The 22,106-nt window shown below is 68.5% G+C and carries 19 protein-coding genes; 8 read left to right on the top strand and 11 right to left on the bottom strand.

The genetic code is table 11. The annotated features are described in order from the left end of the window. Positions 1-561: 561 nt before the first annotated feature. Positions 562-1,545: a heme o synthase gene (locus ACFXMV_RS06605; protein WP_378501468.1), complete on the bottom strand. Its 984-nt coding sequence runs from the start codon at positions 1,543-1,545 to the stop codon at positions 562-564. 262 nt (positions 1,546-1,807) lie between these two features. On the opposite strand from ACFXMV_RS06605, the gene tkt reads away from it, so the two are divergent. The 5 genes from tkt to pgl are packed head-to-tail and all read left to right on the top strand — an operon-like array spanning position 1,808 to position 8,268. After that, entirely contained in the window at positions 1,808-3,910 is a 2,103-nt protein-coding gene (gene tkt / locus ACFXMV_RS06610; RefSeq protein WP_378502780.1) for a transketolase, read from the top strand. A 5-nt stretch (positions 3,911-3,915) separates the two neighbouring features. Beyond that, a complete protein-coding gene (gene tal, locus ACFXMV_RS06615) occupies positions 3,916-5,049 on the top strand; it encodes a transaldolase (RefSeq protein WP_378502781.1) in 1,134 nt (377 codons plus the stop codon). Then, positions 4,994-6,598, top strand: coding sequence for a glucose-6-phosphate dehydrogenase (gene zwf / locus ACFXMV_RS06620; protein WP_378499270.1), 1,605 nt, complete (start codon positions 4,994-4,996; stop codon positions 6,596-6,598). The genes tal and zwf overlap by 56 nt, the downstream gene beginning before the upstream one ends. Positions 6,599-6,617: 19 nt before the next feature. Continuing rightward, positions 6,618-7,526, top strand: coding sequence for a glucose-6-phosphate dehydrogenase assembly protein OpcA (gene opcA, locus ACFXMV_RS06625; RefSeq protein ID WP_378499271.1), 909 nt, complete (start codon positions 6,618-6,620; stop codon positions 7,524-7,526). Then, positions 7,519-8,268, top strand: a complete 750-nt coding sequence (gene pgl, locus ACFXMV_RS06630) for a 6-phosphogluconolactonase (protein ID WP_378499272.1) — start codon at positions 7,519-7,521, stop codon at positions 8,266-8,268. Before opcA ends, pgl begins: the two co-directional genes overlap by 8 nt. A gap of 276 nt (positions 8,269-8,544) precedes the next feature. Here the strand turns inward: pgl and ACFXMV_RS06635 are convergent, their stop codons facing one another. From ACFXMV_RS06635 to ACFXMV_RS06645, 3 genes are all read right to left on the bottom strand, one after another. Further along, positions 8,545-9,327 (bottom strand): class I SAM-dependent methyltransferase, encoded by a 783-nt coding sequence (locus tag ACFXMV_RS06635; RefSeq protein WP_378499273.1) that lies wholly within the window; start codon positions 9,325-9,327, stop codon positions 8,545-8,547. Then, positions 9,324-9,974 carry a hypothetical protein gene (locus ACFXMV_RS06640; RefSeq protein ID WP_378499274.1) on the bottom strand — a complete coding sequence of 217 codons (651 nt, stop codon included), beginning with the start codon at positions 9,972-9,974 and terminating at the stop codon, positions 9,324-9,326. The genes ACFXMV_RS06635 and ACFXMV_RS06640 overlap by 4 nt, the downstream gene beginning before the upstream one ends. Before the next feature lie 117 nt (positions 9,975-10,091). Continuing rightward, complete coding sequence (locus ACFXMV_RS06645) at positions 10,092-11,723, bottom strand: LuxR C-terminal-related transcriptional regulator (RefSeq protein ID WP_378499275.1); 1,632 nt, start codon at positions 11,721-11,723, stop codon at positions 10,092-10,094. 94 nt (positions 11,724-11,817) lie between these two features. On the opposite strand from ACFXMV_RS06645, the gene ACFXMV_RS06650 reads away from it, so the two are divergent. Further along, entirely contained in the window at positions 11,818-12,360 is a 543-nt protein-coding gene (locus ACFXMV_RS06650; protein WP_378499276.1) for a hypothetical protein, read from the top strand. A gap of 32 nt (positions 12,361-12,392) precedes the next feature. Here ACFXMV_RS06650 and ACFXMV_RS06655 read toward each other — a convergent pair whose 3' ends face one another. From ACFXMV_RS06655 to secG, 3 genes are all read right to left on the bottom strand, one after another. Beyond that, positions 12,393-13,013 (bottom strand): isochorismatase family protein, encoded by a 621-nt coding sequence (locus ACFXMV_RS06655; protein ID WP_378499277.1) that lies wholly within the window; start codon positions 13,011-13,013, stop codon positions 12,393-12,395. A 31-nt stretch (positions 13,014-13,044) separates the two neighbouring features. Beyond that, positions 13,045-15,861: a phosphoenolpyruvate carboxylase gene (gene ppc, locus ACFXMV_RS06660; protein ID WP_378499278.1), complete on the bottom strand. Its 2,817-nt coding sequence runs from the start codon at positions 15,859-15,861 to the stop codon at positions 13,045-13,047. 85 nt (positions 15,862-15,946) lie between these two features. Beyond that, entirely contained in the window at positions 15,947-16,180 is a 234-nt protein-coding gene (gene secG, locus ACFXMV_RS06665) for a preprotein translocase subunit SecG (RefSeq protein ID WP_378408093.1), read from the bottom strand. Positions 16,181-16,390: 210 nt separating this feature from the next. On the opposite strand from secG, the gene ACFXMV_RS06670 reads away from it, so the two are divergent. Both ACFXMV_RS06670 and ACFXMV_RS06675 read left to right on the top strand, forming a co-directional pair. Continuing rightward, positions 16,391-17,308, top strand: a complete 918-nt coding sequence (locus ACFXMV_RS06670) for a tyrosine-protein phosphatase (RefSeq protein ID WP_378499279.1) — start codon at positions 16,391-16,393, stop codon at positions 17,306-17,308. Positions 17,309-17,497: 189 nt separating this feature from the next. Next, entirely contained in the window at positions 17,498-18,427 is a 930-nt protein-coding gene (locus tag ACFXMV_RS06675; RefSeq protein ID WP_378501893.1) for a tyrosine-protein phosphatase, read from the top strand. A gap of 71 nt (positions 18,428-18,498) precedes the next feature. On the opposite strand, the gene ACFXMV_RS06680 is transcribed toward ACFXMV_RS06675, so the two are convergent. From ACFXMV_RS06680 to gap, 4 genes are all read right to left on the bottom strand, one after another. Further along, complete coding sequence (locus ACFXMV_RS06680; protein ID WP_378501894.1) at positions 18,499-18,948, bottom strand: nitroreductase family deazaflavin-dependent oxidoreductase; 450 nt, start codon at positions 18,946-18,948, stop codon at positions 18,499-18,501. 133 nt (positions 18,949-19,081) lie between these two features. Beyond that, entirely contained in the window at positions 19,082-19,867 is a 786-nt protein-coding gene (gene tpiA / locus ACFXMV_RS06685) for a triose-phosphate isomerase (RefSeq protein WP_378501895.1), read from the bottom strand. Beyond that, positions 19,867-21,078, bottom strand: coding sequence for a phosphoglycerate kinase (locus tag ACFXMV_RS06690; protein WP_378502782.1), 1,212 nt, complete (start codon positions 21,076-21,078; stop codon positions 19,867-19,869). The genes tpiA and ACFXMV_RS06690 overlap by 1 nt, the downstream gene beginning before the upstream one ends. Positions 21,079-21,083: 5 nt before the next feature. Beyond that, positions 21,084-22,103, bottom strand: a complete 1,020-nt coding sequence (gap, locus tag ACFXMV_RS06695) for a type I glyceraldehyde-3-phosphate dehydrogenase (RefSeq protein ID WP_378502783.1) — start codon at positions 22,101-22,103, stop codon at positions 21,084-21,086. Positions 22,104-22,106: the final 3 nt, after the last annotated feature.

The raw sequence follows: 22,106 nt of genomic DNA on the forward strand, positions 1-22,106 counted from the left end.
TGCAATGTGTGTGTTCTTGTCAGAAGGTGTGCGCAGGGGTGCGGCCCGGACACGCGAGGCCCCGCAATCTCTTTACGACGTAAAGCACCTATCGCTTACACCATAAGGAGACACTGCAGGCGGCAGTATTTGCAGGTCAAGGTGATTTCACGCGCTCTATCGCGCTGCTGCGGCGAGCGCCCGCCGCCGGAAGCGGACTCGGTCCCAAGAGCGCTGACCGAGGACAAAATCGTCGCTACCTCGATCGAGGTAGCGGACGACGCCGGGATGGCAGGTCTGCCGAGGCGAGCGGTGGGTGAACCTTCGCGCCGATGGCCACGTACACCGACGTCCCGAGCAAGAGCGAGCTGGTGGACCTGATATGTACGACCGGGTGCGGGCCGAACTGCCCACCGACCACGAATGAGCGTGGGCTGGCGCGCGGCGGTGACCGCGTGGACCGAGGACCTGTGGGCGTTCTACCTTCGGCAGGACGACTTGCTCGTGGGCCGCCGAGCGGGGCCATCCCGCCGAATCAAAGACACTCGCGAGAGGTGAAGGCGCGAAGCCAGTGCCCCACGATCAGCTGAAGAGCGAGCCGATCGTGTCCCACCCGAGCACCGCGTCGACGGCCAGGCCGCAGAACACGACGGCCAGGTAGTTGTTCGACTGCAGGAACAGGCGCAGCGGCTTCACCGGCTCGCCGCGGCGGACGCCTGCGTAGAGCTGGTGCGCCATCAGCAGGAACCAGGCACCGGCGACAAAGGCGACGGCCGCGTAGATGTAGCCGGCCGCGGGCACCAGGGCCAGCGTGGTCAGCACGGTCAGCCACGTGTAGACGAGGATCTGCTTGGTGACGCGCTCCTCGGTCGCGATGACCGGGAGCATGGGGACGCCCGCCGCCTTGTAGTCCTCCTTGTAGCGCATGGCGAGGGCCCAGGTGTGCGGCGGCGTCCAGAAGAAGATGACCAGGAACAACACGATCGGTTCCCAGCTGATCGAGCCGGTGACCGCGGCCCAGCCGACCATCACAGGCATGCAGCCGGCGGCACCGCCCCAGATGACGTTCTGCCAGGTGCGACGCTTGAGGACCATGGTGTAGACGAGCACGTAGAACGCGATGGTCAACACGATCAGCACGGCCGCGAGCGGATAGGTCGCCCACCACAGCCACACGAAGGACGCCGCGCCGAGGAGCAGTCCGAAGATCAGCGCGTGCGAGGTCGGCACCGCCAGCCGGGCGAGCGGCCTGCGAGCGGTCCGCTTCATCACCTTGTCGATGTCCGCGTCGACCACGCAGTTGAGGGTGTTGGCGCTGGCCGCGCCCATCCATCCGCCGAAGAGCGTGCTCAGGATCAGCGGGAAGTTGACGTTGCCGCGGTCCGCGAGCAGCATCGCCGGGATCGTCGCGACGAGCAGCAGCTCGATCACCCGCGGCTTGGTCAGCGCCAGATAGGCGAGCACCTTCCCGGTCGCACGTCCCCAGAGAGTGGCGGGCTGGCTCGTCTGGGCGGGCTCGGAGCCACCAGCGAGACCGTGTCCGCCATGCTCCACAATCCGCACCATTTCTCCTTGCGACACGCGAGTGACCACCTGATCCTGTCGCGCACCGCTGCGCGCCTGACTTCGCACTACTACAGACGATGGTAGACGGCGCGGCGAACAGATCCGAACCGCAGGTCGCACTAACGCCGGTTCGGCACAGACCGCCCGGTCTCGACACGACCCTTCTGTCGATCGACCGGGATGCGCCCGAGCACTAGTGTTGTCCCGGAACTACCCTTGGCTTTACGCGTCGCCGTACCCCAATGTCAGGAGACTTCTGCTCGTGTCGATCACAGACGAGATCCGCGTCCTCACCCAGCCGGTGCACCCCGCCGACTGGACGGAGCTAGACACCAAGGCCGTGGACACCGCCCGTGTCCTCGCCGCCGACGCCGTGCAGAAGGTGGGAAACGGCCACCCCGGCACCGCGATGAGCCTCGCTCCGCTCGCATACACGCTGTTCCAGCGCGTCATGCGGCATGACCCGGCCGATCCCGAATGGGTCGGCCGCGACCGCTTCGTGCTGTCCTGTGGTCACAGCAGCCTCACCCTGTACCTGCAGCTCTACTTGTCGGGCTACGGCCTCGAGCTCGCCGACATCGAGGCGCTGCGTACCTGGGGTTCGCTCACTCCTGGCCACCCCGAGTACGGCCACACCGTCGGCGTCGAGATGACCACGGGCCCGCTCGGCCAGGGCTTGGCCTCCGCCGTCGGCATGGCGATGGCGGCGCGCCGCGAGCGCGGCCTGTTCGACCCGGACACCGCCGCAGGCGCCAGCCCGTTCGACCACAACATCTACGTCATCGCCTCCGACGGTGACCTGCAGGAGGGCGTAACTTCCGAGGCCTCCTCGCTCGCGGGTGTCCAGCAGCTCGGCAACCTGATCGTCTTCTACGACGACAACGAGATCTCCATCGAGCACGACACCGCGATCGCGTTCGGCGAGGACGTCGCCAAGCGCTACGAGGCGTACGGCTGGCACGTGCAGCGTGTGGAGGGTGGCGAGAACGTCTCCGCGATGCTCGACGCCGTCGCCGCCGCCGAGGCCGTGACGGACAAGCCGTCGATCATCGTGCTGCGCACCATCATCGGTTACCCGGCGCCCACCAAGATGAACACCGGCGATGTGCACGGCGCGGCGCTCGGCGCGGACGAGGTCGCGGGCGTCAAGAAGGCGCTCGGCTTCGATCCCGAGAAGTCGTTCGAGGTGGACCCGGCCGCGCTGGCGCACGCCCGCGAGGTCGCGGTCCGCGGCGCAGCCACGCGTGCGGCCTGGGAGGTCGAGTTCGAGGCGTGGGCCGGACGCGAGCCCGAGCGCAAGGCACTCTTCGACCGCCTGCAGGCGGGCGAGTTCCCCGAGGGCTGGACCGACATCCTGCCGACCTGGGAGCCCGACGCCAAGGGCGCCGCCACCCGCAAGGCCTCGGCCAAGGTGCTCAACGCTCTCGGCCCGATCCTGCCCGAGCTGTGGGGCGGCTCGGCCGACCTCGCCGGCAGCAACAACACCACCATCGACGGCTCGGACTCGTTTGGCCCGCCGTCCATCTCGACGAAGGACTGGACCGCGCAGCCCTACGGCCGCACCCTGCACTTCGGCATCCGCGAGCACGCGATGGGCTCGATCCTCAACGGCATCGCACTGCACGGGCCGACCCGCCCGTACGGCGGCACCTTCATGGTCTTCAGCGACTACATGCGTCCGGCCGTCCGGCTGGCCGCGCTGATGAAGACGCCCGCGATCTACGTGTGGACGCACGATTCCATCGGCCTCGGCGAGGACGGCCCGACGCACCAGCCGATCGAGCACCTCGCGGCGCTGCGTGCGATCCCGAACCTTGCGGTGATCCGTCCGGGCGACGCCAACGAGACGGCGCACGCGTGGAAGACCGCCCTGGAGAACAAGACCGGGCCGACGGCGCTCGCGCTGACCCGCCAGGACATTCCGGTGCTCGAGGGCACCAAGGCCGGATCCGTCGACGGCGTCGCCCGCGGCGCGTACGTCCTCGCGGAGGCCTCCACCGGCACCCCGCAGGTGATCCTGATGGCCAGCGGCTCCGAGCTCTACCTGGCCACCTCGGCCCGCGAGGCGCTCGAGGCCGATGGCATCGGAACCCGGGTCGTCTCCGTGCCCTGCATGGACTGGTTCCAGGAGCAGGACCAGGCCTACCGCGACGAGGTGCTGCCGCCCGCGGTCCGCGCCCGTGTCTCCGTCGAGGCCGGCATCGCGATGCCGTGGTGGCGTCTACTCGGCGACGCAGGCGAGGCGGTCTCCATCGAGCACTTCGGCGCGTCCGCCGATCACAAGACGCTGTTCCGCGAGTTCGGTTTCACGGCCGAGGCCGTCACCGCCGCGGCCCGCCGCACCCTCGACCGAGTGAAGGGATGACCTCGATGAGCGAATCAGTACAGAACGCCAACCTGGCCGCGCTGTCGCAGGCGGGGGTCTCGGTGTGGCTCGACGACCTGTCCCGCGGGCGCCTCGAGTCCGGCAACCTCGCGGCGCTCGTCCGGGAGAAGAGCGTCGTCGGCGTCACCACGAACCCGACCATCTTCCAGGGCGCGATCACCAAGGGTCACGAGTACACAATCCAGCTCAAGGACCTGGCCGGCCGGGGCGCGAACGTCGATGACACGGTCCGCGCGCTGACCACCGACGACGTCCGCGACGCCTGCGACGTGCTGGCCCCGCAGTACGAGGCCAGCGCTGGCGTGGACGGCCGCGTCTCGATCGAGGTCGATCCGCGGCTGGCGCACGAGACGGATGCGACCGTCGCGCAGGCCATCGAGCTGTGGAAGATCGTCGATCGCCCGAACCTGCTCATCAAGATCCCGGCCACCCTGGCCGGGCTGCCCGCGATCACCCGGGTGATCGCGGAGGGCATCAGCGTCAACGTGACGCTGATCTTCTCGGTGGAGCGGCACCGGGCCGTGATGGATGCGTACCTGGCCGGCCTCGAGGCCGCGAAGGCAGCCGGGCACGACCTCGGGGCCATCCACTCCGTCGCCTCGTTCTTCGTCTCCCGCGTGGACGCGGAGATCGACGCCCGCCTCGACGCCATCGGCACCGAGGAGGCGCTGGCCCTGCGCGGCAAGGCCGGGCTCGCGAACGCGCGCCTCGCCTACGCCGCCTACCAGGAGGTGTTCGAGGGCGGTGGCACCTACGCGGGCCTGACCTCCGCGGGTGCCCGGGTGCAGCGACCGCTGTGGGCGTCGACGGGCGTGAAGAATCCCGACTACCCCGACACGCTCTACGTCACCGAGCTGGTCGCGCCGAACACGGTGAACACCATGCCGGAGAAGACGATGGATGCGGTGGCCGATCACGGCGTCATCACCGGCGACACCATCACCGGTACCGCCGCCGCCTCGCAGCAGGTCTTCGACGCGCTCACCGCGGTCGGGGTCTCGCTCCCCGATGTGTTCGACAAGCTGGAAACCGAAGGAGTCGACAAGTTCGAGGTCTCCTGGAATGAGCTGCTCGAGGCCATTTCCGGGGAACTCGCGGCCGCGTCCGACAAGGGCTGACCCGGTGCCGGGCACGGGCTCCGCGCCGCGGTGGGACAACCCACTCCGGGACGAGAGGGACAAACGACTACCGCGAATCGCGGGCCCGTGCGCGCTGGTGATCTTCGGGGTCACCGGCGATCTGGCACGCAAGAAGCTGATGCCCGCGGTGTACGACCTGGCCAACCGGGGTCTCCTCCCGCCCGGCTTCGCCCTGGTCGGGTTCGCCCGCAGGGACTGGGCGGCAGAGGATTTCGGTCAGGTCGTCCATGACGCGGTCAAGAAGCATTCGCGCACCCCTTTCCGCGAGGAGGTGTGGGAGCGACTCGCCGAGGGAATTCGGTTCGTGCAGGGCAGTTTCGACGACGACGCGGCCTTCGTCGAGCTGACCAAGACCCTGACCGCGCTCGACGAGGAACGCGGCACCGGCGGCAATCACGCCTTCTACCTTGCTATTCCGCCTGCCGCTTTCCCCACCGTGTGCGAACAGCTCTCGAAGTCCGGGCTGGCGCAGCCGGTGGAGGACCAGTGGCGCCGGGTCGTCATCGAGAAGCCCTTCGGGCACGACCTGGAGAGCGCGAAGGACCTCAACGCCGTCGTCAACACGGTCTTCCCCGAGGACTCGGTGTTCCGCATCGACCACTACCTCGGCAAGGAGACGGTGCAGAACATCCTGGCGCTGCGGTTCGCGAACCAGCTGTTCGACCCGATCTGGAACGCGCACTACGTCGACCACGTACAGATCACCATGGCCGAGGACATCGGGCTCGGCGGCCGGGCCGGGTACTACGACGGGATCGGCGCGGCCCGCGACGTCATCCAGAACCACCTGCTGCAGCTGCTCGCCTTCACCGCGATGGAGGAACCGGTCAGCTTCGAGCCGTCGGAACTGCAGTCCGAGAAGATCAAGGTGCTCTCCGCGACCAGGCTCGCGGAACCGCTCGACGAGACGACCGCGCGCGGCCAGTACGCGGGCGGATGGCAGGGCGGCCAGCAGGTGGTGGGCCTGCTCGACGAGGAGGGCTTCTCGAAGGACTCCACCACGGAGACCTTCGCCGCGATCACCCTCGAGGTCGACACCCGCCGATGGGCGGGCGTCCCCTTCTACCTCCGCACCGGAAAACGGTTGGGCCGCAGGGTCACCGAGATCGCGGTGGTGTTCAAGCGGGCACCGCACCTGCCCTTCGACAAGACCATGACCGAGGAACTCGGACAGAACGCCCTGGTGATCCGGGTGCAGCCGGACGAGGGCGTCACGATGCGGTTCGGCTCCAAGGTGCCCGGCTCCTCCATGGAGGTCCGCGACGTCAACATGGACTTCAGCTACGGCCAGGCGTTCACCGAGTCCTCCCCCGAGGCCTACGAGCGGCTGATCCTCGACGTGCTGCTCGGCGAGCCGTCCCTGTTCCCCGTCAACGCCGAGGTCGAGCTGTCCTGGAAGATCCTCGACCCGGTGATCGAGCACTGGGCCGAGTCCGGCAAGCCCGAACCGTACGAGGCGGGCACCTGGGGTCCGGCGTCCGCGCAGGAGATGCTGCGCCGCACCGGACGTGAATGGAGAAGGCCGTGACGACTTTGGAGGCGCTCCAGTGATCATCGACATCCCCTCCACGACCACCGAGCAGGTCAACAAGAAGCTCGTCGAGGTCCGCGAGACCGGCGGCGCGGTGACCCTCGGCCGGGTGTTGACGCTGGTCGTCTGCACCCGAGACAGCGAGAACGCCGAGGACGTGATCGACGCGGCCAACGAGGCGAGTCGCGAGCATCCGTGTCGGGTGATCGTGGTCGCGCGCGGCGACCGGTCCGCCGAGACGCGGCTCGACGCTCAGATCCGGGTGGGCGGCGACGCCGGCGCATCGGAGGTCGTGGTGCTGCGACTGCATGGCGAGCTGGCCAACCACGAGAGCAGTGTCGTGGTGCCCTTCCTGCTGCCGGACACCCCGGTGGTGGCGTGGTGGCCCGACAAGAGCCCACCCTTCCCCGCGGAGGATCCCGTGGGGAAGCTCGCGATTCGTCGCATCACGGATGCGACGGGGGCGCCCGACCCGCTGGCCACGATCAAGTCGCGGTTGGAGTCCTACTCCCCCGGCGACACCGACCTGGCATGGAGCCGCATCACCTACTGGCGGGCGCTGCTCACCTCCGCGCTGGATCAGCCGCCGTACGAGCCGATCATCTCGGCGACGGTGTCCGGCATCCCCGAGGAGCCGGCGGTGGACATGATCGCGGGCTGGTTGGCCAGCCGCATCGACGGACCCGTCACCAGGGATGCAGGCGAGCTGAAGGTCGTACTGCATCGGGAGAACAGTTCGGTCACCCTCAGCAGGCCGCAGACCGGCAAGACCGCGACGTTGAGCCGGTCCGGGGCCCCGGATTCGCTTGTCTCGCTTGCCCGTCGGGAGACCCGCGACTGCCTGGCCGAGGAGCTGCGCCGCCTCGACCCGGACGAGATCTACCACGCGGCGCTCGCCGGGCTGACGAAAGTGACCTATGACTGAGAACGTGAGCGTCCAGACCTACGCCGATTCCGACGAGCTGGTGGCGGCCGCGGCCGCGCAGTTCGTCGACGTGATCGTCGCCGCGCAGGCCGAGCGCGGCGAGGCCGCGGTCGTGCTCACCGGAGGTGGGAACGGAATCGGTCTGCTGCGCAAGGTCCGCGAGAATGCCGGCGCCGTGGACTGGTCGAAGGTCGACTTCTACTGGGGCGATGAACGATTCCTCCCCCGGGGACATCCGGACCGCAACGAGGTGCAGGCCCACGAGGCGCTACTCGACCACGTGCCGGTCACGCCCGCCCGCCTGCACCCGATGCCGTACGGCGACGGACTGTACGCCGGTGACCCGGACGCCGCGGCCGTCGCCTACAGCCACCTGCTCAGCGCGCACGCCGGCTCCAACTCGATCCCCGAGTTCGACGTGCACCTGCTCGGCATGGGCGGCGAGGGCCACGTCAACTCCCTGTTCCCGGACACCGACGCCGTCCGCGAGGCCACGCGCTTCGTCGTCGGGGTCACCGACTCCCCCAAGCCGCCTGCCGAGCGAGTCACCCTGACGCTGCCAGGGGTGCGGCGGGCAAAGCGCGTGTGGCTGCTGGTCGCGGGCGCGGACAAGGCCGAGGCGGTCGGCGCGGCGTTGACGGGCGCGAGCCCCGAGGACATTCCGGCGGCGGGCGCCGTCGGCTCCGAGTCGACGATCTGGATGCTCGACCGGGCCGCTGCGGCGAACCTGCCCACCGGCTGACCCTCAGGCTTGGTCCGGGTCGTCCTCCGTGGCGGGAGGACGGACCGGGTGTATCTCGGGGACATCCCACACCTCACGCGAACCTGCGGGCCTGCAGCCGGTTCGGATCGCGGGTCGTCGCCGCGACCGCTTGTCGATTCCCCCACGCCATGCTGCCTGCGCTCCTGAACAGTCGGTCATCGCGGGACTCCCTCCTCGGCCTTTTGCGACCGTTGGGGAGTTTGACGCGGGCGCGGGCGCCACGGTTCCACCGTTAGGACGGCTACGCAGTTGGGATCAATCCGCTGTCATGGCCGCCGTCCGCTTCCTGCCGACGCCGACATTGATCCCAATGCTCAGCACCGCCGACGAGCCACCGGCCGAACGCTCACGGAGCATGCCGTCGAGTACCTGGCGAACGACCGACCGCTGATCTCCGCTCAGCTCGGCGTCGAGTCGCCCGCCTTCGGCGATCGTGGACGTGGCGACGTCCCACAAATGACCGCCCGATCGGAACCTCATGCCACAGGTGGTGGTCTCGACCGAGACCTCCCGCAGCCCGGCGTCGGCCATTGCACCTCGCAGTGCAGCCGGATCCGCCAGTAGGGGTGGCCACGCTGCTGGCGTCGCCGCCAGACCGGCGGATCTGGGGACGACGGCGTGCATGGCGCCGCGGAAGTAGTCGAGGTACTCCGCTTCGGCTGGAGATCCCAGTGCGACGATGAGCACCCGCCCCGCCGGCTTGGTCACCCGCACCATCTCAACGAGACAACGACGGAGGTCCGGCACGCGGGTGAGGCCGTCCTGCGATCCGACGACGTCGAACGAGTCGGCGGCCAGGTCGATCATCGTCGCGGCGTCGATGACCACCACCTCCGCGCCGAGACGCGCCGCGGGGATGCCCAGCGTGCCACGCCCGGCCGCCACCTCGAGGAATCGCTCACCAGCTCGGAGTCCGACGATGCGGAGCGCATGCTCGGCCAACCCGACGGTGATAGGCGTAGTGGCATCGTCGAGGATCGCGGCGCGTCGGCCGGTCGCGGCGCCGCTCGGTTCGGCAGTCGGGGGCTGACCGGTCACCGGGGTTGCACCCCGGGATCGCGCCACATTCGATACGCCAGCGGCCACAGGGCGAGCAGGCCCACCGCGGCCTGGACGTAGAGCTGCACGGCGATGAGGGGCACCAAACGCGAAACGGCGATCATCGCGAGCGAACCGGCGACACACAGGGTGAGCGGCATGCTCAGGATTCGGCTGCGATGAATGCTGATCGCGAAGCCGACCGCACCGACAGCAAACACGCACGCGCCTATCAGCAGCACGGGCAGGAACCATGGCAGGAGTGCGGACTGCGCCTTCTCGATATTCCCCCCGATCTCGGCCACGACCAGTGGCGCGAACTCGAAAGCAGGCGGCAACATGAACAACGCGCTGCCGAAGACGGCGAAGGGCACTGCCAACTCGACCCAGCGCCGCTCCCCTGCGGTGCGAAGAAGGGCGCCTAGCGCCACAAACGCGAGGATCATGAGTCCGGATCCGACCGCGACCATCAGGTGCGCGATGCCCCATCGTGTCGTGTCCGCAGCAACCGCCGCCGCGACATTCGCGGGGTCCGGGGGGCCCAGTCCGATATAGGGATGAGTCAGCAGCCCGCCTGCCAGCACCGCGGGCGCTATCAGCACAATGGCCGCGCCGTAGCGGCTTCGCTTCATCTCGGCTGTACTCATGATCTTCTCCTGACCTCTGTGTTCTGTCGACGCTACGGAGGACAGGGGTGGCGCTCATCGCACGCGAGTACCACATCGCCGGTGCACCGGAAATGGTCCGTTCGTACCAGGCGCGACCTAGACGAGGTCGTGCCGGAATGCATACGCGGTGGCCGCCGCCCGCGAAGAAACACCGATCTTCGTGAACACGTTCTGCAGGTGACGACGGATTGTGTGCTCGCTCAAGACAAGCTCCTCCGCGATCTCGCGATTGGTTTTCCCCGTCGCCGCCAGCGCGAGCACCTGCAACTCGCGGCCGGTGAGACCACCCTCCGCCGTCGCTCCCTTCGTCGAAAGACGCTGCACGCGTGCCAGGTCCGGACCGGCGCCCAACCTCTCGAACACGCCTGCGGCGGCGGCAAGCTCCGAGTTCGCGGTTTCGACATCGCCGAGTTCCCGGTAGGCCAGTCCGATCAGGACACGAACCTGCGCCACCTCGTAGGGGGCCTCGAGGTCCTGCCAGATCCGCCATGATCGACGCAGTTCCTCGGCGGCCGCTCGAGCCTCGCCCTCGGCGAGCAGGACAGCTCCGGTGGCGCGAGCGGAGATGGCATGCAGCAAGGGGGCGTCGAGATCGACGGCGATCTGCGAGAGTTCGTCGGCGGCCTGCCGCGCAGCAGGCACCTGGCCTGCTGACAGGGCGATGTCGACGAAGGCGGGCAGCATCTTCGATCGCGTCGTTCGGTCCTGCCCCTCGTCGAGCACCCGACGGATGGCATTCAGGGCGGCATCGAGGCGGCCCTGCGCCAGCCACAGCAGAGCGAGCCCCGGCTGTGGTTCTCGGGCCCACTCACCAGCCGCGCGGTAGGCCTCCTCGGCCTCATCGAACTCGCCACGCAGCCGGTGCAGCTCCGCGAGTTGATAGAACGCCATGCCCACCGCGGGCTGGCCGTACGGTGCAGAGAGCCGATCGCGGGCCAGCCGCGCCTCGGCCAACGCGTCCGCCCAGGCGCCGCGCAGCTGCATGAGCTGCGAACGATGCACGAGACACTGACCTCGGAACGGAACCAGACCCGGCTGGGGCCCGGACCACCGATCGAGAGCCTCCGTCCACTCCTGCGCCCGGTGGAGGTCGAACACATCCTGGCACGCCAAAATCACCGCACAGTAGATGATGCCGGTCGCGATCGGGTTCGTCTCGCCCGACGTGACGGCGATCATCGCCTCGTCGAGGAACACCATGCCCTCGGCGACGCGCCCGCCGCAGACCAGGCACTGGCCGAGGCCGAGCCGCGAAAGCGCCACCAAGTCGGTGTCCTCGAACCGCGCGCCGATCCTGGCGGCCTCGTCGAAGTTCGCGGTGGCGCTTGCGAGATCGCCCACTCCGATGCTCTGGAGCGCCGCGGGGATGAGCAGGTAACCGCGTTCGGCGCACTCGAGCCCCTCGCCTGCCAACAGCCGCCCGGCCCTCGAGAACCAGCCCCCTCCTCGGGCCATCTCGCCGCGCTGGACCAGACCCATTCCGAGCCAGAACGCGCAGCGCGCGGCGCGAGCGATTTCGCCGGATCCCAGCCAATCCCGGTGCGCCCGCTCCCAGGCCTGACTGCTCTCGTCGGCGTTCCCGATGAGCTCGGCCGCCACGGCGAGCCGTTCAGTGTCTTCGGGTCCGAGCCGACGGTCACTGTCGGCGGCCGACAGTTGCGAATACGCGTCAGCCCACGCCGAATGCAGAAACGAATTCCGGCCCTGTGCGAGTGCCCGCGAAGCCATCCGTCCTCCTCACCGGACAGCGGCGCAAGATCAGGCACCGAGGCCCGGTATCACCTCGCACGTTACCCCGACCCCCGTCCGATATCCTGCATGGATGGCCGGCAACGCAAGCCTTCGAATCATCCGCCTGCGAACGCTGATCGAGCACCCGCGCACCGGCGAGAGCGAACGGGCCGCGGCGCAGCGGATGCTCGACCGGATTCTGGACAAGTCGCGCATCCGGCACGACCCCGGTGACCGCATGTATGGTGCCCGGCACGATCGACCCGGACGTCACGCGGGTCTGTCGAGTATCGCGGACATGATCCGCGACGACATCGCGCTGGCACGAGCGGTCTCCTCGGCTGAGACTTCGCCGGGACGGGTCGCCGTCAAGGATCCGATCGGCGACGCCCCTGCCGAGATCCGCTTCGTCGTGGAGACGCCACACGAAGCCGGCATCGTCATCACGATCGACGACGTGCCCCCGGATTGGGGGTGGGTATCCGAAGGCGGCATCGCCGCTGTCAGCCCGCCGCTACGAGCTCTTGCCGCCGAGCTGGCGGAGATCATGAACGGCTACAACCGCGACGGTGCGGACATCGAGAAGCGGTTCTTCGGCAGGGTCCGTACGTGCGGCGAGACGCTGGTCTGGTGACCTGACGGTGGGATCCCACCCTCCATCGGCGACTACGCCGCGAGGACTTGGGCTACCGGCACCACCCGGCCCGCGAGCTCCGCGATGAGTCCGAGCGCTGTCGCGTGCCTGTCCTTCGTATGGTCGGCGGTCGCCTCGACGGCGACAAAACACTGCACGTCTCGCGCGAACGCATCGAACGTCGTCGCGAGGATGCCCGCCGACGCGAAGACGCCCGCGACGATCAACTGATCGCGCCGCGTGCGGCGCAGCTCCTCGGCGAGATCGGTTGCGAAGAAGGCGCTGTAGCTGCGCTTCCTCACCCACATCACGCCGGATTCGAGGGAATCGATCGTCGTCTCGGCCGACTGGCTCTCCGTCGGCCCCATCCCCCACAGTTCCCCGAGCAATCCGCGCTGCACCGGATCGGACGCCGCGCGGGGTGCGCTCGCGACGACGGGCACTCCCCGAGCGACCGCCCAATCCACCAAACGCGCGGTCTCAGCGACCACGCGCGAACGGACGGCACCCGCGAGCACGTCCACGTAGTAGGGCTGCAGGTCATGCACGAGAAGCGCCGCCCGCTCGACGTCCAACGTCCACCCCGGCCCTCCGGACATCGGGAGCAGGTCGCGCGAGTCGTATTCCTCAACCGCCACATCAAATGTCGCCACCGAGGGATCATCCCATCGCTTGCCCGAACACCTATCCGCTGTTGCGCAGCGCGGTCGCCAGTCCGTTCATCGTCAACTGGATACCGCGCCGCACCGGGTCGCTGTCGTCGCCGGATCGGTACCTGCGCAGCAACTCCACCTGCAGGTGGTTCAGCGGCTCCAGGTACGGGAACCTGTTGTGCACCGACCTTCTCAGGCCCGGATTGTCCGCGAGCAGGTCGTCGTTGCCGGTGATCGCCTTGTACATCGCGATCGTCCGCGCGTGCTCGGCGGCGATCTTGCCGAAGACCCTCTCCCGCAACGCCACATCCGGCACCAGCTCCGCATACCGCGCGGCCAGGCCCATGTCCGACTTCGACATCACCATCGCCATGTTCGACAGCACGGTCCGGAAGAACGGCCACCGCTCGTACAACTCCGTCAGCCTCGCGAGCCTCGCCGGATCGCCACCGACCCACTCCTCGAAGGCCGTTCCCGTCCCGTACCAGCCCGGCAGCATCACCCGGGACTGGCTCCAGGACAGCACCCACGGGATCGCGCGCAGATCGGAGATCGACTTGGTGGCCTTGCGCGACGCCGGCCGACTGCCGATGTTCAGCGCACCGATCTCGGCGACCGGCGTCGAGGTGGTGAAGTACTCGACAAACCCGGGCGTCTCGTGCACCAAGTCGCCGTAGGCGGTCCTGGCCGCCGCGGCCAGCTCGTCGAGCACCGCGTACGCCGGTCCCGCATCGGCGCCGAGGCCCTCCACGTCCAGCAGCGTGGACTCGAGCGTCGCGGCGATCAGGGTCTCCAGATTGCGATGCGCCAGCCGGGGTTCGGCGTACTTCGCCGCGATCACCTCACCCTGCTCGGTGATCCGCAGCGAGCCGGCCACCGCGCCGGGCGGCTGCGCCAGGATCGCCTCGTAGCTCGGCCCTCCGCCCCGACCGACGGTGCCGCCGCGACCGTGGAACAGCCGCAACCGAATCCCCGCCGTGCGCGCCGCCTCCACCAGGTCCAGCTCAGCCCGGTACAGCGCCCAATTGGCCGCGAGGTACCCGCCGTCCTTGTTGGAGTCCGAGTAGCCCAGCATCACCTCCTGCCGGCCGCCGCGCGCGGTCAGCAGCCCGCGATACACCGGCACGTCCAGCACCTCGGTCAGGGTGGCGGCTCCGCCCTGCAGGTCCTCGATGGTCTCGAACAGCGGCACGATCCCGACCGGGCACGACGGCGCGGAGCCGTTCGCGCCCGGGTCGAGCAGGCCGACCTCCTTGAGCAGCACCGCAGCCTCCAGCATGTCGCTGACGGACGTGCACATGCTGATGACGTAGTTCGGGATCGCGCCGGCGCCAATGCTTCTCACGGCCTCCGCCCCCGCTGCCAGGATCGCCAGCTCGGAGGTGGTCAGTTCGCCGAACTCGGCGCCGGGACCCACCAGCGGCCGTCGGGTTCCCAGCTCCGCCGTCAACAGCGCGACGCGCTCCCCCTCGGTCAGCGAGCGGTAGTCCGGGTGCACCCCCGCCCAGGCGAACAGTTCCGCGATCACCTGCTCGTGCACCTCCGAGTTCTGGCGCATGTCCAGCCCGGACAGGTGAAACCCGAACGCCTGCACCGATTCGCGCATCGTCGCCAGTCGCTCCTCCGCCAGCAGTTCGTCGCCGTGCCCGCGCAGCGACGCGTCGATCGCGTCCAGGTCGGCGAGCAACTCCGCGGGCGAGCCGAACGGCTCCGCGCCGGGATGGTGGAGGGCGGACCGGGACAACGAGACCTCGGCCGCGCCGAGGATGCGGAGCGCCGTCGCCGTCAGCCGTCCCCGGATCCCGCGCAGCGCACGCCGATACGACTCGTCCGAGCGGAACGGCGAGTCGTCCCCCGACGCGTCAGCCAGGGCCCGCAACGCCGCCGAGACCTCGACGAGCCGATCCGACATGGACAGCTCCCGCTCGAGCGCCTCCAGTTCGCCGAGGTGGTGTTCGAGCACGGTGGCCGCTGCCCGGTGGGTCGCCCGGTGCACGACCTCCGCCGTCACGAACGGATTCCCGTCACGGTCACCGCCGATCCAGGACCCGGTCGTGAGCATTGGTTCGGACAGCAGGTTCGCCTCCGGCCAGCGCCGCCGGAGCTCCGCGCGCAGCTGCGCGTTGATCCTCGGCACGACCTCGAACAGGGCCACGTCGTAGTACCGCAGGCCCACCTCGATCTCGTCCTGAATCCGCAGCCGCGAGAGCCGGATCAGCGCGGTCTGCCACAGGGTGAGGATCTGCCGTCGCAGGTCGCGGTCGACGTCCGCCTGTTCGGCCGGATCGAGGTCGGTGCGCTCGCGGAACCGCATCAGTTCGGTGATCCGGTGCTGGGTCTCGAACACCGTGCGACGCCGGGTCTCCGTCGGATGCGCGGTGATCACCGGCACCACCGACGCACCCTCGAGCTCGTGGGCCACGGTCGACGAATCGAGTTGCGCCGCATCGAGCTTCCGGTAGGTCGCGGCCAGGGTGCTGTCCTGCGGTGGCTCGCCGGCCCGGACCCGGAGGGCGCGGCGCCGCTCGCGGTGCAGGTCCTCCGCGAGATTCGCCAACAGGGCGAAGTGACTGAAGGCGCGGATCACCGGGATCGCCACGTCCACCTCGACGCTCGAGAACAATGCGGCCAGCTCGGCACGGTCGATCTCGGATCGGCGTACCCGGAAGGACTCGACGCGGGCGCGCTCGACCAGCTCGAAGACCTGGTCGCCCGCCTGCTCGCGGATGACCTCCCCGAGGATCCCGCCGAGCAGCCGGATGTCCTCGCGAAGCGGTTCGGTGGCCTCCCGGGGAGGCTCGGCCGGGTGATCGAGGCGACGGACCGCGTGCTCGGGAGACGGGCTCATGGAACCAGTATCGGCGCTGACCCGCCCCCAGGCAGTGTTACGACCCCCGGGTCACCGTTCCCCCGCGGTCAGCTGTATTTGACGGTCAGCTGAACTTGATCTGGAGACCGATGCCGAGGATCGCGATCAGCCAGATCACGGCCGTGAACACGGTGAGCCGGTCGAGGTTCTTCTCCACCACGGTGGATCCGGACAGGCTGGACTGCACGCCGCCACCGAACAGGCTGGACAGGCCGCCGCCCTTGCCGCGGTGCAGCAGCACCAGCAGGATCAGCAGCAGGCTGGTGATCACCAGCAGGATGTCCAGGAACAGTTCCATGTAATCTCCACGCCTTCGCTGACGGATACGGCCACAAGCTCCCCGATCTTACCGGTACGGCGCCCATCGACCGGCAATCGGATCCCACGAAGGCCACCTCCACGATGGCAATCCCGCCGCACGGGACGCGCATGAGACCTGCGCCAGAAATGACGTATCACTTCAACGTCCACGCATGACCCCCCCGCCATTCGATCGGAAGGTCTATCAATGTCTCATCGTTCCAGGACTGTCGGAGTTCTCGTCGTCACCGGCGCGGCTCTGCTCTCGAGCATCGGCGGCGTCGGCGTCGCCCAGGCCGACCCGACGCTTCCGGCGTCGATCACGGCATTGTTCGACTCCGGCTCCGCCGCCCTCGGCAGTTCGGCTCCCGCCGCGGACGCGCCGCGACTGGCCAGCATCGACAATTTCCGAGACGTCGCCGGCACCGGCGCGGGATACACCGGCCTCGCCGGACTGCACGTGAACAAGGGCGTGTTCTACCGGGCGGACGCGATGGTGCCGAACGAGGCGGACCTGGCGACCCTCACGAGCCTCGGGCTCTCCACCGTCTACGACCTGCGCAGCGACGCCGAGGCCGCGAAGAAGCCCGACGTGCTTCCTTCCGGTGTCACCTACACGCATCTGCCGATCGGCGGCGGTGACTACACCACCATCCTCGCCGACATCAAGACCGTGGAGGATTCGCGTACCTACATGCAGGACACGAACCGACGCTTCGTCACCGATGCGACCAGTCGCGCCCAGTTCGGGGCGATGCTCACCGACATGGCGACCGCCACGGGCCCGACGGTGTTCCACTGCACCGGGGGCAAGGACCGGACGGGGTGGGCGTCCTACCTGCTGCTGTCCCTCGCCGGAGTCGACGCGCAGACGATCATGGACGACTACCTGCTCACCAACGAGTACACGAAGGACTCGATCGCGTCGCACCTCGCGGTCTTGGAGCGACTCTTCCCCGACACGGCGGCGAGCATGGCTCCGCTGGTCGGCGTCGAGGCGAGCTTCCTGCAGGCCGGCATCGACCAGCTCACCGCCGACTACGGCACGGTCGACGGCTACCTCACCGAGGGCCTCGGGCTTTCCCCGCAGACCGTCGTCGCGCTGAAGGCCAAGCTGCTCCGCTGATGTAGCAAAAGCAAGAACGCCGGTGGGCGCGACTGTCGCCGCGCCCACCGACGTTCCTGCGCTTTCTGCCGTCCAACACGAATTGTGACCGCTCAGCGGGAGGAACGGCCGTCGATCGAGACAGCGACGCGCCCGCATGGCTACCTTCGCCTCCCGACAGACGTCAATCATTCGATCGGAAGGTTGTTCATGTCTCGACACGGTTCCAGGATCACCGGCGCCCTGCTGGCAACGAGCGCAGTGCTCCTCACCGGCTTCGGCGGCGCAGGCCTCGCGCAGGCCCAGCCGGTCCTCCCCCCGGCGCTCGCCGGACTGCTCGAGTCCGGCTCCGCCGGCCTCGGTAGCGTCGGCGCCGGCCAGACCGCACCGGACGCGCCCCGGCTCGCCAGCATCGACAACTTCCGCGACGTCGCGGGCACCGGAGCCGGCTACGCGGGCGCACACGGCAAGAACGTCAACAAGGGGGTGTTCTACCGTGCGAACGCCATCGTCCCGAATGAAGCGGACATGGCGACGCTCGCCAGCCTGAAGCTCTCCACGGTCTATGACCTGCGCACCGACGACGAGGTCAGCAAGAAGCAGGACGTGCTGCCCGCAGGCGTCGCCTACAAGCGGATCCCGATCCTCTCCGGCAACATCAACGAGATGCTCGGGAAGATCACGGCCCCCGACGACGCCCGCAAGATGATGCAGGAGATGAACCGCGCGTTCGTCGTCGGCGACGTCGAGCGGTCGAAGTTCGCCGAACTGCTCACCGCCATGGCGAACACGGACGGCGGCCAGGTCTTCCACTGCACCGCGGGTAAGGACCGCACGGGCTGGACCTCCGCCGTGCTGCTCAGCATCGCGGGCGTGTCGAGCCAGACGATCATGGACGACTACCTGCTGACCAACGAGTACGTGAAGGACTCGATCGCGAAGAGCATCGAGGGCCTCAAGCAGGCCTTCGGGGACGCGTACGTCAACTTCCTCCCGCTGGTCACCGTCGAGCAGAGCTTCCTGCAGGCCGGGCTCGACCAGGTCACCACGTCCTACGGCTCGATGGACAAGTACCTCACCGAGGGCCTGGGCCTGAGCCCGGACACCATCGGCAAGTTGAAGACGAAGCTGCTCCGCTGATGTGACACACACGCACGAACGCCGGTGGGCGCGCGGTCAGATGACCACGCGCCCACCGGCTTTGCCTTCTCCTACCGCGGCGTCAGCACGACGAGCGGGATCGGCCGGTCCGTGTGCCGCTGGTATCCGGCGTAGCGACCGCCGTTGTTCGCGTCGGCGGCGGCGAACAGCCTGGCGTAGTCCCCATCCTCCGGCCCGATCAGGCGGGCGGTGACCGGCACGGCGGTGGTACCCACCCGGATCGAGGCCTCCGGACGCGCCCGCAGGTTGAAATACCACCCGGGCGATTTCGGCGCACCGCCGTTGGAGGCCACCACCACGTAGGCCTCGCCGTCGCGCACGTAGGTGAGGCTGTTGACCCGCGCCTGTCCCGTCTTCGCGCCGACGGTGTCGAGCAGCAGGCACGGGACCCCGAGGATCCGGTGGCCGATCCGGCCGTCCGTGCGTTCGTACACCCACTGGTGCACCTTCAACACCTGAACCCCGAGCTTCTTCACCGCGGGGATCTCCTCGAACTTCACCGGACGCTCCTCTGATCGATTGCGGTACAGGTTACTCCGCGACACATGAAACGCCGATGGGCGCGCGGTCCGAAGACCCCGCGCCCACCGGCGTCACGAATATCAGCCGATCAGGGCAGCAACGATGTGCCGCTCACGGCAGCGGACCGCCGGCGGCGATCGCCGAGAGCGTCGCGAATTCGTCGGCCTTGAGCGAGGCGCCGCCCACCAGGGCGCCGTCCACGTCCGACTGGCCGACGATCTCGCCGACGTTCTTCGCGTTCACCGAGCCGCCGTAGAGGACGCGAACGCCCGCCGCGACCTCCGCCGACGCCAGCACGGCCAGCTCGCCGCGCACCGCCTTGCAGACCTCCTGGGCGTCCGCCGGGGTCGCCACCCGGCCGGTGCCGATGGCCCACACCGGCTCGTACGCGACGACGATCTTGGAGATCTCGTCCGCGGACAGTCCGGCCAGCGATCCACGCAGCTGCTCCAGGTTGTACTCCACCTGGTTGCCCGCCTCGCGGATGTCGAGCCCCTCGCCGATGCAAACGATGGGGGTGAGCCCGTTCTTCAGCGCCGCCTTGGTCTTGGCGAGAACCGTCTCGTTCGACTCCCCGTGCAGGGTCCGACGCTCCGAGTGCCCGACCACCGCGAAGGTGCAGCCCAGCTTCGCCAGCATGGCGCCGCTGATCTCACCGGTGAAGGCACCGGAATCGTGCGCGGAGACGTCCTGCGCGCCGTAGGTGAGCAGGAGCTTGTCGCCCTCGACCAGCGTCTGGACGCTGCGAATGTCGGTGAACGGCGGGATCACCGTCACGTCGACCTTCTCGAAGTACTTCTCCGGCAGCGAGAAAGCGATCTTCTGCACCAGGGCGATGGCCTCGAAGTGATTGAGGTTCATCTTCCAGTTGCCCGCGATGAGCGGCTTGCGCGCCATCAGCCCTCCAGCGCTTCGATGCCGGGAAGCGTCTTGCCCTCGAGGTACTCGAGGGAGGCGCCGCCGCCGGTCGAGATGTGCGAGAAGCCGTCCTCGGACAGGCCGAGCTGACGCACGGCCGCGGCGGAGTCGCCGCCGCCGACGACACTGAACGCGCCCTTGGCGGTCGCGCCGATGATCGCCTCGGCGACACCCTTGGTGCCGGCCGAGAACTTCGCGAACTCGAACACGCCCATCGGCCCGTTCCAGAACACCGTCTTGGCGCCGGACAGGATCGCGGCGAACCGCTCCACCGACTCCGGTCCGATGTCGAGTCCCATCCAGCCGTCCGGGATCTCGAGCACGGAGACCGTCTTCGACTCGGCGTCGGCCGAGAACGAGTCGGCGATCACCACGTCCTGCGGGATGTGGATGACGTCGGCGAACCGCTCCAGCAGGTCCTTGCAGGTGTCGATCATCGACTCCTCGCACAGCGAATTACCGACGGACACCCCCTGCGCGGCCAGGAATGTGGGGAACATGCCGCCGCCGATGACCAGGGTGTCGGCCTTGCCTGCCAACGCCTCGATCACTGCCAGCTTGTCGGAGACCTTCGAGCCGCCGAGCACCACCGCGTACGGCCGCTCCGACTCCTCGGTGAGCTTGCGCAGCACCTCGACCTCGGTAGCGACGAGGGTGCCCGCGTAGTGCGGCAGCAGTGTCGCCACGTCGTAGACCGACGCCTGCTTGCGGTGCACGACACCGAACCCGTCCGACACGAACGCGCCGTTGAAGTCGGTCAGCTCGACGAGCGCCTTGGCCAGCGCCAGCCGCTCCGCGTCGTCCTTGCTGGTCTCGCGCGGATCGAAGCGGATGTTCTCGAGCAGCAGCACGTCACCGTCGGTGAGTCCCTCGGCACGCGCGAGCGCGTCCTGCCCGACGACGTCGCCAGCGAGCTGGACGTTGCGCCCGAGCACCTCGCCGAGCTTCGCGGCGACCGGTGCCAGCGACAGCGCCGGATCCGGTGCGCCCTTCGGCCGGCCGAGGTGCGCCATCACGATGACCTTGGCGCCGGCCTCCGCGAGCGCGGAGATGGTCGGCGCCGACGCCAGGATGCGGCCCGGGTCGGTGATGGAGCCGTTGTCCAGCGGGACGTTGAGGTCCGAACGCACCAACACGGAGCGTCCCGCGACGCCTTCGTCCAGCAGGTCCTTCAGAGTCTTGACTGCCACAGTTATCAGATCGACTTTCCGACTAGGTCAATGAGGTCAACGAGGCGGTTCGAGTAGCCCCACTCGTTGTCGTACCACGATACGATCTTCGCTTGGTCGTCGATGACCTTGGTCAGGCCGGCATCGAAAATGGACGAGTGCGGATCGGTGACGATGTCCGAGGACACGATCGCGTCCTCGGTGTACTTGAGGATTCCCTTCAGCGGTCCCTCGGCGGCGGCCTTCATGGCGGCGTTGATCTCCGCGACCGTGCCCGGCTTCTTCAGGTTGGCGGTGAGGTCGGTGACCGAGCCCGTCGGGATCGGCACGCGCAGCGCGTAGCCGTCGAGCTTGCCGAGCAACTGCGGGAGCACGAGGCCGATGGCCTTGGCGGCGCCGGTGCCGGTGGGGACGACGTTGAGGGCGGCGGCGCGGGCCCTACGGAGGTCCCTGTGCGGGCCGTCCTGCAGGTTCTGATCCTGGGTGTAGGCGTGGACCGTGGTCATCAGGCCCTTGACGATGCCGAATTCGTCATCGAGCACCTTGGCGATCGGGCCGAGGCAGTTGGTGGTGCACGAGGCGTTGGAGATGATGTTCTGGCTGCCGTCGTACTTGTCGTCGTTGACGCCCATCACGATGGTGATGTCCTCGCCCTTGGCTGGCGCGGAGATGATGACCTTCTTGGCACCTGCGTCCAGGTGCCCCTTGGCCTTGGCGGCGTCGGTGAAGATGCCGGTGGACTCGACCACGACGTCGACGCCCAGGTCGCCCCAGGGCAGCTCGCTGAGCGGGCCTCGGTGCGCGAGCGCCTTGATCCGCTGGTCGCCGACGACGATGGTGTCGTCGCCGTCAAGGGAGACGTCGTAGGGCAGACGGCCGAGGATGGAGTCGTACTTGAGCAGGTGAGCGAGGGTCGCGTTGTCGGTCAGGTCATTGACCGCCACGATCTCGATGTCGGTGGTGCCGAGTGCCTTCTGCGCATCGACGGCTCGGAAGAAGTTGCGTCCGATGCGACCGAAGCCGTTCACGCCTACCCGAACAGTCACAAT

Origin of the sequence: Rhodococcus sp. NPDC059179 (genome assembly GCF_042754885.1) — a bacterium.
In the GTDB taxonomy this organism is placed as follows: domain Bacteria; phylum Actinomycetota; class Actinomycetes; order Mycobacteriales; family Mycobacteriaceae; genus Rhodococcus_G.

What these genes read in the sequence shown, in the direction of transcription:
- ACFXMV_RS06605 (WP_378501468.1), bottom strand. Translation starts at nt 1,545, where the DNA reads ATGGTGCGGATTGTGGAGCATGGCGGACACGGTCTCGCTGGTGGCTCC.
- tal (WP_378502781.1), top strand. Translation starts at nt 3,916, where the DNA reads ATGAGCGAATCAGTACAGAACGCCAACCTGGCCGCGCTGTCGCAGGCG.
- zwf (WP_378499270.1), top strand. Translation starts at nt 4,994, where the DNA reads ATGAGCTGCTCGAGGCCATTTCCGGGGAACTCGCGGCCGCGTCCGACA.
- pgl (WP_378499272.1), top strand. Translation starts at nt 7,519, where the DNA reads ATGACTGAGAACGTGAGCGTCCAGACCTACGCCGATTCCGACGAGCTG.
- ACFXMV_RS06640 (WP_378499274.1), bottom strand. Translation starts at nt 9,974, where the DNA reads ATGAGTACAGCCGAGATGAAGCGAAGCCGCTACGGCGCGGCCATTGTG.
- ACFXMV_RS06645 (WP_378499275.1), bottom strand. Translation starts at nt 11,723, where the DNA reads ATGGCTTCGCGGGCACTCGCACAGGGCCGGAATTCGTTTCTGCATTCG.
- ACFXMV_RS06650 (WP_378499276.1), top strand. Translation starts at nt 11,818, where the DNA reads ATGGCCGGCAACGCAAGCCTTCGAATCATCCGCCTGCGAACGCTGATC.
- ppc (WP_378499278.1), bottom strand. Translation starts at nt 15,861, where the DNA reads ATGAGCCCGTCTCCCGAGCACGCGGTCCGTCGCCTCGATCACCCGGCC.
- secG (WP_378408093.1), bottom strand. Translation starts at nt 16,180, where the DNA reads ATGGAACTGTTCCTGGACATCCTGCTGGTGATCACCAGCCTGCTGCTG.
- ACFXMV_RS06670 (WP_378499279.1), top strand. Translation starts at nt 16,391, where the DNA reads ATGTCTCATCGTTCCAGGACTGTCGGAGTTCTCGTCGTCACCGGCGCG.
- ACFXMV_RS06675 (WP_378501893.1), top strand. Translation starts at nt 17,498, where the DNA reads ATGTCTCGACACGGTTCCAGGATCACCGGCGCCCTGCTGGCAACGAGC.
- tpiA (WP_378501895.1), bottom strand. Translation starts at nt 19,867, where the DNA reads ATGGCGCGCAAGCCGCTCATCGCGGGCAACTGGAAGATGAACCTCAAT.